Origin of the sequence: Streptomyces sp. NPDC029216, assembly GCF_040648015.1 — a bacterium.
GTDB lineage: Bacteria > Actinomycetota > Actinomycetes > Streptomycetales > Streptomycetaceae > Streptomyces.
In genome coordinates this window covers 1-7,896 of record NZ_JBEZWL010000230.1, presented here as the reverse complement: position 1 = coordinate 7,896, position 7,896 = coordinate 1, and the positions used below count along the sequence as shown (strand labels likewise).

At 67.3% G+C, this 7,896-nt stretch carries 8 protein-coding genes and 1 pseudogene; 3 read left to right on the top strand and 6 right to left on the bottom strand.

All coding sequences use genetic code 11. The features are described from left to right. Positions 1-92 precede the first annotated feature (92 nt). The 3 genes and pseudogenes from AB0F18_RS37620 to AB0F18_RS37610 all read right to left on the bottom strand — a co-directional run bounded on the left by AB0F18_RS37620 (position 93) and on the right by AB0F18_RS37610 (position 1,927). A complete protein-coding gene (locus AB0F18_RS37620; protein WP_362069552.1) occupies positions 93-515 on the bottom strand; it encodes a winged helix-turn-helix domain-containing protein in 423 nt (140 codons plus the stop codon). Between the two features lie 28 nt (positions 516-543). Next, positions 544-837, bottom strand: a pseudogene (locus AB0F18_RS37615) (transposase family protein); the annotation flags it as partial. 196 nt (positions 838-1,033) lie between these two features. Further along, complete coding sequence (locus AB0F18_RS37610) at positions 1,034-1,927, bottom strand: LysR family transcriptional regulator (RefSeq protein WP_362069549.1); 894 nt, start codon at positions 1,925-1,927, stop codon at positions 1,034-1,036. A gap of 175 nt (positions 1,928-2,102) precedes the next feature. Here AB0F18_RS37610 and AB0F18_RS37605 point away from each other — a divergent pair, with 175 nt between their 5' ends. Further along, the gene (locus AB0F18_RS37605; protein ID WP_362069546.1) at positions 2,103-3,122 is read left to right on the top strand and encodes a hypothetical protein; all 1,020 of its coding nucleotides are present in this window, start codon (positions 2,103-2,105) and stop codon (positions 3,120-3,122) included. 1,957 nt (positions 3,123-5,079) lie between these two features. Here the strand turns inward: AB0F18_RS37605 and AB0F18_RS37600 are convergent. From AB0F18_RS37600 to AB0F18_RS37590, 3 genes are all read right to left on the bottom strand, one after another. Then, entirely contained in the window at positions 5,080-5,604 is a 525-nt protein-coding gene (locus AB0F18_RS37600) for a hypothetical protein (RefSeq protein ID WP_362069543.1), read from the bottom strand. A gap of 72 nt (positions 5,605-5,676) precedes the next feature. After that, positions 5,677-6,132, bottom strand: coding sequence for a hypothetical protein (locus tag AB0F18_RS37595; RefSeq protein ID WP_362069540.1), 456 nt, complete (start codon positions 6,130-6,132; stop codon positions 5,677-5,679). A gap of 229 nt (positions 6,133-6,361) precedes the next feature. Further along, positions 6,362-6,688: a TfoX/Sxy family protein gene (locus AB0F18_RS37590; protein WP_362069538.1), complete on the bottom strand. Its 327-nt coding sequence runs from the start codon at positions 6,686-6,688 to the stop codon at positions 6,362-6,364. Positions 6,689-6,827: 139 nt separating this feature from the next. Between AB0F18_RS37590 and AB0F18_RS37585 the strand changes: the two genes are divergently transcribed. Continuing rightward, a complete protein-coding gene (locus AB0F18_RS37585; RefSeq protein WP_362069536.1) occupies positions 6,828-7,226 on the top strand; it encodes a VOC family protein in 399 nt (132 codons plus the stop codon). A 171-nt stretch (positions 7,227-7,397) separates the two neighbouring features. Next, complete coding sequence (locus AB0F18_RS37580; protein ID WP_362069534.1) at positions 7,398-7,805, top strand: VOC family protein; 408 nt, start codon at positions 7,398-7,400, stop codon at positions 7,803-7,805. Positions 7,806-7,896: the final 91 nt, after the last annotated feature.

Below are 7,896 nucleotides of genomic sequence, written 5' to 3'. Positions count from 1 at the left end.
CGAACTGCAGACTCTCCTCGCTACCTGGGCCGGCGCCTGCCCCACCTGTCACCGCGACATACCCACCCTCACACCGACCTGACCAAGCCCTACTAGGCTTTTACCTGCGGCCACACCTGCTTCTTCCACATCTCGACCGCCCCGTCGTCGCGCTCGATCGCCCGGCGGGCCGGCTGCTGGCACGACCAGCCGTTGCGTCGCATCAATTTCCACACGCCCTGGACGGTGTAGGAGACGTGGAACCGTCGGCCGATCAGAGTTTTGATCCGCGCCAGCGTCCACCGCTGGTCCTCCCAGCCGTGAGCGAGCGGTCCCTTCTCCAACTCCCGCTCCAGCAGGCCGAACTGTTGTTCGCTGAGCCGGGGCAGCGACTGCGGCCCCTTCGACCCCAAGGCAGCCGAACCTCCCTGGCGCCAGGTGTGGCGCCACCGCTCCACCGACCGCACGGTGACCCGAAGGTCAGCCGCGATCACCCTGTTGCCGTCACCCCGTTCGAACCGCTCGGCGGCCTCCAGCCGTACCCGCCCCCGACGCTGTTTGCGAGGCTTTCGTCCGTGCGGTCTTCATCGCCTCAGTCAGGGTCGGCGAGGCGGCGGCCAGGACGTCGATCACCTCACGTATGTATCGGTACACGGTCGCGGCGCCGATGCCGAACCCGGCGGCGAGCCGCGCGTAGGTGTCCCCGCACCGCAGGTGGGCAAGGACAAGCAGAGCCTGACGGCCGACAGACAACCGTCGCCATCGGGTCCCGATCTCTCGCTGCCGGGCACGCAGCCGTTGGGTCAGGAAGCGCAGGGTGCGGCTGGACAGGTCGATCGACGACGGGTAGGCAAGCACGCGAAGCTCCTGGCGGACTTGGGTGATCTTGGTCGAGAACCCGTCTACCAGAAGCCTCCTCGTTCCGCACAGCCGGCGACCTCCAACACCTCACCGTCACAGCCGGGTTGGAAAGGCTCAAGGGCCAGGTCAGAGACCTGGGCCTGCGCCGATATCCGGACCGGTTCCGAAGCGGAGTTCCGCGCCGCAGGTTGCGTCAGAAGTGGAAGACGCCGAGATCTCGCACCGTGTCGGCCAGAGCGCGGATGAGGTCGTTCTCGGCTTCGGTCCGCCAGACCAGAGCGAAGTGCATGGTGGCCATGTCGGGGAGAGGAAGCCATCGGATGTGCGACATGCCCCAGTACCTGGTGACATGGCCGGGGAAGATGTTGACGATCTCACCCATGCCGACGTGGCTAATCAGCTCATCGGAGTCGTCCGAGGCCGCGGATGTGAGGCGCTCGATCGGCCGGCCTCGTGGAGTGTAGAAGGGCAGGTAGCTGTCTTCCCAGTAGTCCGGCAGGCCGTGGGCAGTGCCGTGCGGGAAGTCGGCGAGCAGCTCCAGTGGCACGGTGTCCCGTCCGGCGAGCCGGTGGTCGGCGGCCACGGCAAGGATCCGGGAGTCGGTGCACAGGGTCGGCCCGACGGTGAAGTCCGGCTCTTCCACCGGCAACCAGACGACCACGACGTCCATGGCACCGCCGCGGAGCTGGCCGAACAGATCATTGAGGGGTGCTGGGCGGATCTGGAGTCCCCAATGCGGGTACCGCGCACGGAACGCCTTCCAGTAGGGGTACAGATCGGCGACGTTGAAGGGCATCATGCTGACGCGGAGCTGAGCCGTGATGCCGCGGGCCGCCAGCCGGGCACGCTCCAACGATTCGTGCAGGCCCGCGTAGACCGGCTGCAGATCGTCACGGAACTGTCGGCCGACCTCGGTCAGGAACACCGAGCGACTGGTGCGGGCGAACAGCTCGGCACCGATGCGCCGCTCCTGCTTCTTGATGGCCTGACTGACGCGCGCCTGGGAGACGTGCAGCCGCTGTGCCGTCCGGCCGAAATGCAGCTCCTCCGCCAGCACCAGAAATATCTCGATGTCCCGCAGCTCCACAGGCTCCCCAGCCCCCCGTCGATAACCCAGCGGTTATCGAACCGCGCGGAATTATACATTGATCACGATTGCGACCCGCAGGAAGGTTGAGGGCACGGTTGCCGCGGTGCGGCCTGATGGATTTGGGCGCCTCCGGGGCAGATTCAAAGTCCTGTCGATAGACGGGCGGAACCTCATGACCACACCTGCGGGCGCCGCGGCCGCGCTGAAGGCCACCTCGGCGCTGCTCACGGCAGCATGCGCCCTGATGGGGCAGGCGCCGTCGGCGGAGGCTGCAAATCAGGCCCCCACCACAGACCCGGTGCTCGACCCTGGTGGGCTCCTGAGCCAGGCGCGTCAAGCCAAGCGCAGCTACCAGGCCACAAGCCGATGGATTCTCGCCGCCTTCGCGACCGTCGGTCTCGTCCTCTTCGGCTCGCTTCCTTTCTCGAACATCAACAAGATCAGCGGGTTCGACGTCGTCCTCATGGGCATCGGGCTCGGCTGCGCGGCGGCTGGCATCGCCCTGGCGATCTGGGCAGCGTCGCTCGTCGCCGAACCCCTCGACGCGAGTCCCGGCGCGCTGGAACAGCGGCTAGAGCCAGCTATGAAGGACCTGGGTAGTAACCCGAACACTCAGTGGTACACGCACCCGCGCCGTCGTGCCGAGATCCAGCTGGCAAAGATGCTCAGCGGCGATGAGAAGGAGGCCCATCTCGGCCCCGGCATGACAAGCATCTCGCACCTCATCAGAGAGCTGGGCGAACTGGGGCGAACCCTGCTGCGGCAGGAGACCGAGGCAGCTCGGCGCGACGACGTACTCAAAGCACTGGACGGTGCGGTGTCGGCGCATCTGGCCACGCTGGTCGAACTCCGCCGGCAGGCGGACGATGTAGGCCGGCTCGCCAACACCAACGCCAACAAGCCGCGACTGATCGACGAGCTCGACCGGCGGATCCAGCGCGAATCAGCCGCCTACGCCGCCGCGGTGAACGAACGCGCCCGGCGAGCCCGCCAGCTTGAAGCGGACGAACGCGTCGCCCGGCGGGACCGCCAGCGTGCGGCGGCGGCGCAGGGCGGCACCGTCGTGAGCAACACTGCCGGAGCGGTCCCCCAGAGGGCTCCCCGCCTGATGAGGACACTCTCAGCGCCACGCAGACACGACTCAACACCTACTTCGCGCACCGGGCGATGGTCCTCGTCCAGTCCGCGATGATGCAGATGCGTGGAACCTTCCGCCTCGCACGTATCCTGATGGTTATCGGTGCCCTTCTGACACTCGGCGGCGGCAGCCTCTACGCTTACGTCCTGCCGGCCGATGCGTCCGAGAAGAGTTCGACACAAGGCACCGAACGGCAGCCAGCCACGGCAGCAGCGGTGACCGTCAACCCGGGCACGGATACCGCCGCCCAACTCCCCGTGACCTGTGTCGGGCGTCCCCTGAAGGCTCTGCGGCTCGATCCGAAAGTCCCTCCCCACAACGGGCCCTTCGAAGTGGTCGTCATCGACCCCGAATGCCCTGGAGCCCTTACAGTCCCGAGAGGCCAAGGCTCCATCGACTCTCCCGCCGCTACCTGAGCAGGCCGCGAACAACCCGCCATCAGGAGGTAGCGGGGCAAGCAGTTTCGCCACCGCCCTGAACGGCGTAGCGAGTGCGGCGCAGACCAGGTTGTCTGTCATCAGGGCACCGACCTTCGTGTGACTTCGCTGTCACGCCTTCTGATCGAGCGTCCCAACGGTGTGGATTCCCGCGTTAGCGTGCCAGGCATCGGCACGCCCGGTCCGAGCCCGGCCGGGCCAAGTCCACGCCGGCGGCTCCAGGTAGCGGTCGGAGAGCATCGCTCGATGTGGTGTGGGCGCTACACCTGTTGCGCCCGCCATGGTCGTCCATACCGGCGCTGAGCTGTCTGAAGACATCTAACTTTGCCTCGCGCCGCACCTCCCACCCCTGGCTTTGTCGGTCATAAGCGAGAGCGTCTGTTGCCCGGGCACGAGAGCACCCCGCTGCCGAGCAGAACGATGTCGCCGAGTTTCAGCAGCACCTGATTGCTTGACTCGGAACGCTGTCGTGTGCCGGTCCACCGGGGGTGGACTCCGAGCCTGGCAGTGTGCCGCGTACGGTCAGCGAATGCACGATCAGCGAGACCAAGATCAAGGCGTCGGCAAGCCAGAGCACCGGCAGGCCACCCTGCCTGCTGACATCACCGACGGGGCCACAGAGGCTGAAGCGGTGGTGTTCGTGTGCGCAACATGCAGCGTCCCCCTGACCGGGCCACTCACGCGGCTGTCCGAAGTTCCCGAGGCTCCCTACTACGCTTGGTGGGACGCCGATGAGCCGGGTCCGTCGCCGGCGACCGTGCCATCAGGCTGCTACGCGATCGAGACGGAGCCGTACGGTGGGCCCTTGGCCGTCGCCCAGGCGCCCGGGCCAGTGATGCCGCGCCACGGAGGCCACTGGAACGTGGATGGGAAGCCCTTGGTGTCGCAGGGCCCGCGAGGCAACATCGTCATCAACCCGGACGACGCCCGCGGCCTGGAGCTGCAGCATGCATCCCCTGCCTGCTGCGGAGCGACCCCAGATGGCGGAATGAACCAGCTGTGCGCCTGTGGAACCCTCGTCGCGACCCTCTGCTCCGACTGCTGCCTGCCGTACGAACTCCATCTCTCAGCCGACCACGTCCGAGCGGTTCGCCCCTGAGTTGGGCACGGGCCGCTGCTACTTCTCACCGACATTCCAACACCGGCCAGGCATCGGCCGGTGCCGACCACCGACGACAACCGCTGCCAGATCTCATCTACGAAGCCACGCAGGCCGACGCCGACGCCGACGCGGTGCGCCGGGTGCGCCCGGACGAGCAGCAGGCGCACCGTCCGCAGGAGCCCGGACCGCACCGCGGCCGGGAGGCCAGCCACTGAGTAAACCCGATGGTGCGCACCTGGTGCGGTGGCGCGCACCGCTCCACTCCACCGAGTGGAGCCCACCGACCCGGGAGCGGACGCCACCGTGCCCGGCTCCGCTCCACTGAGTGGAGCCCACCCGGTGGGAGTGAGCCTCCGCCAACTTGAAGTTGCAGGTCAAAGGGCTGGTGTGGCCGATCCTCAGAACGCTCATGCTGGTCGTGGGCGGGCGCCCACGGCGAAGATCATCCGTCAGCGGTTGACTTCGAGGTTCGTCAAGACGAGCAGGGCTCGCAGGAGCTGGGTGGCGCGGGCGGGGTCGGTGCGGAGCTTGGGCGACCGTTCTCGTCGGTCAGGGCGAGGAAGTGCAGGCCATGAGTTCGGTGCTTGCCGGAGTAGTTCCGTCGGTCGGCCTTGCCTGTACGGCGCTGGGTGCGGATGAGAGTGCCGTCGATCAGAAACACCTCCCCGCCCTGCTTGACGACCTTCTTCAGGACGCGGTCCAGGCGCGGGGCTTGGGCGGCGAGCAGTCCGATCAGCTCGTCGCGCCAGCGGCGGACCGTGGACTCGGACACGTCGTTGCCGCCGGCCATGTCGGCCAAGCGCTGGTCGTGACGCAGTACGGCCAGAACGATCACCGCGATCTTCCCCGGCGGCAGGATCCGCCACCGGGACCGGATCGCCTTCAGGTGGCGCCGCAGCAGACCGGCAAGGTGGTTGACGGTCTGCGTGGACAGCGGCAGACGGCACTGGTAGACAAGCGGGCAGGTGTCCTCGGCGCGTTCGCTGGTATTCGTCATACAATTCCAATGGCCGCCGGGGGCATCGTGGTTACGGCCGCGCCGAGCCGTATCGAGTATCGGCGTTCCTAGTCACAGGCGGGTTGTGAATCGGCCGTCGGGCAGTTTCCGCAGCCAGCCGCGGTTGACGAGTCTGACCAGCTTGCTGCGCAGTGGTTCCAGCTTGGCCTTCACGCCGATGTCCACGCCCACCGCTTCGCCGACCTCGCGGGCCATGACCGGTCCGGCGGCCTGGCGCACGGCGGTGAGGATGCGCTGGTAGTCCGGCGGGAGCGTGCTTTCGTCCGCGTCCGGCTCGCGGTGCGGAATCAGCATCACCGCCCGGCCGCCCACCTGACCGGGTATCGGCGCAGCCGATGCCCACTCGTCGGCGAGCTGATCGCTCACCCGCTCCAGGACCCGTTCGGCGATGGCGAGTTCGTCCCGCTCAGCCCGTACTTCTGCCAGTTGCTTGGCCAGCTGTTCTTCGAGGTCGTCCAGTTCCGCGCGGCGCGCGGTGATCCGTTCCAGCAGCTCGGGATCCAGCATGCGAAGGATCGCAGAAGACCGTCCGGCCCCAGCGAGCAGGAACCAGCAATCCGACCGGCTCCTGCTCAGTGGCCACCGGCAGATCTTCTACCTCTGCCCGTACTGACCGTCTGCACTCTTGCGTTCCCGCCCGTGATGAGACGATGTGAAATCGGCCAGTGCCGCTTTTCGTTCTCCACGCGGTTACCGTCGGCAACGACGGCCCGGGCTCGGGTGGGTGTGGAGAAGGTTACTTCGGTGGAAGTTCGGCTGCGGCCTTCCGGCCCAGTTGCAGCCAGTCGTCCAGGACGTGGTCGTCGAGGACTTCTCCTGCCACGATGACCCAGCCCTTCGAGATCCGGCCGCGGACTTCGAAGGGCCTCGCGCCGGGCTGGGCGAGGGCCTGTGGGGTGTCGTCCGGGGCGACTCGCACCAGCAGTTCGTCGCCGACCACGCCGACCGCCGTGTTCCCCTGCACCGTGAAGACGAGCCCGCCGAACATCTTCTTCGCGAGGACCACGTCGCCCTCCTCCAGCAGCTCCCGGACCCGCTCCGCCAGCACCTCGTCGTACGCCATGGCCCTCACGCTACCCACGCGCCACAGCAGCTGCCCGCGCACCCCCCAGGAGCCATATAGGACATTAGCTGTCCTATATGGCCATTACGGTCGTTCCGGAGGGCGAAACCGCCCCAGCCGACCCCCAGAGGAGAAGACCATGGTCGACACACATGACGGCAGCGCCGTGAGCGGCACGGTCCTGTCGCACGCGATCTGGGCCGAGGACGGAGGCGAGCTCGCGGAATTCTACGCCGCCGCCCTCGGCACGCAGGTCTCCGAGCCGTACCGGGACGAGGACGGCAATCCCGCGGCCTTTCCCGTGTGGGTCGGCGACATGATGTACGTCTTCTGGTCCGCCACGACGTTCAAGGCCCCGACCTGGCCCCAGGACGAGCTCGCCTTCCACATGGACATCAGGTTCGACGACGTCGAGGCAGCGGAGGAGCGGCTCCTCGGGCTGGGCGCCACCAAGCCCACCCACCAGCCGGGCGGGGATCACTGGACCGTCCTGCTCGACCCCTCCGGCCAGCCCTTCTGCATCAGTAGCACCCGCTAACAGCCGCTGGCAGCCCCAGCCGCTCACAGCGGCTGCTCTCACCAAGACGGCGGCCCCCGGAGTGCACGCCCGCCCCGACCGGCGGAGAAAGGAACCGCGGGGCGCCCGGCGTATGCCAGCCCCTGCGCGCACCCTGGTGAAGGCCGCCCCCCACCCGATCATGGAGGATTCATGCCATTCGCTCCCTGCCTGAGTGTTAAGGACACCGCGGCCAGCGTCGCGTTCTACAAGCAGCTCGGCTTCGACGTCGATTCCAGCACCGCCAAGCCCGGCGACGACATCCACATGCTGCTCTACCAGGGCGGCTTCTGCGCCATGCTCTACAGCAACACCGACCTGAAGAACTGGCTGCCCAGCCTGGCCGACACCCCCATCGGCTTCGCCGGCATGTTCTACCTCGGCGTGAACGACTTCGACGGTGTGCACGACCACATCGCCCAGCACGCCGAGATCGTCAAGGACACCGACACCGACCACACCGGCCAGCGCATCTTCTACTTCCGCGACCCGGACGGCTACGTCATCGGCATCAACGACCAAGCCGCCCTCCAGGCCAGTGAACTCGGCAAGTACGCCTAAGACGTCATCTCATTTGGCCAGTCTTCGGTAGCAGATGAGGGTGCAGGCGATGCTGGTGAAGGCGAGGAAGTGGTCGGCTTTGCGTTCGTAG

Bases quoted from the DNA above. Each gene is read 5' to 3' on its own strand.
- AB0F18_RS37605 (WP_362069546.1), top strand. From the start codon at position 2,103: ATGACCACACCTGCGGGCGCCGCGGCCGCGCTGAAGGCCACCTCGGCG.
- AB0F18_RS37600 (WP_362069543.1), bottom strand. From the start codon at position 5,604: ATGACGAATACCAGCGAACGCGCCGAGGACACCTGCCCGCTTGTCTAC.
- AB0F18_RS37595 (WP_362069540.1), bottom strand. From the start codon at position 6,132: ATGCTGGATCCCGAGCTGCTGGAACGGATCACCGCGCGCCGCGCGGAA.
- AB0F18_RS37590 (WP_362069538.1), bottom strand. From the start codon at position 6,688: ATGGCGTACGACGAGGTGCTGGCGGAGCGGGTCCGGGAGCTGCTGGAG.
- AB0F18_RS37585 (WP_362069536.1), top strand. From the start codon at position 6,828: ATGGTCGACACACATGACGGCAGCGCCGTGAGCGGCACGGTCCTGTCG.
- AB0F18_RS37580 (WP_362069534.1), top strand. From the start codon at position 7,398: ATGCCATTCGCTCCCTGCCTGAGTGTTAAGGACACCGCGGCCAGCGTC.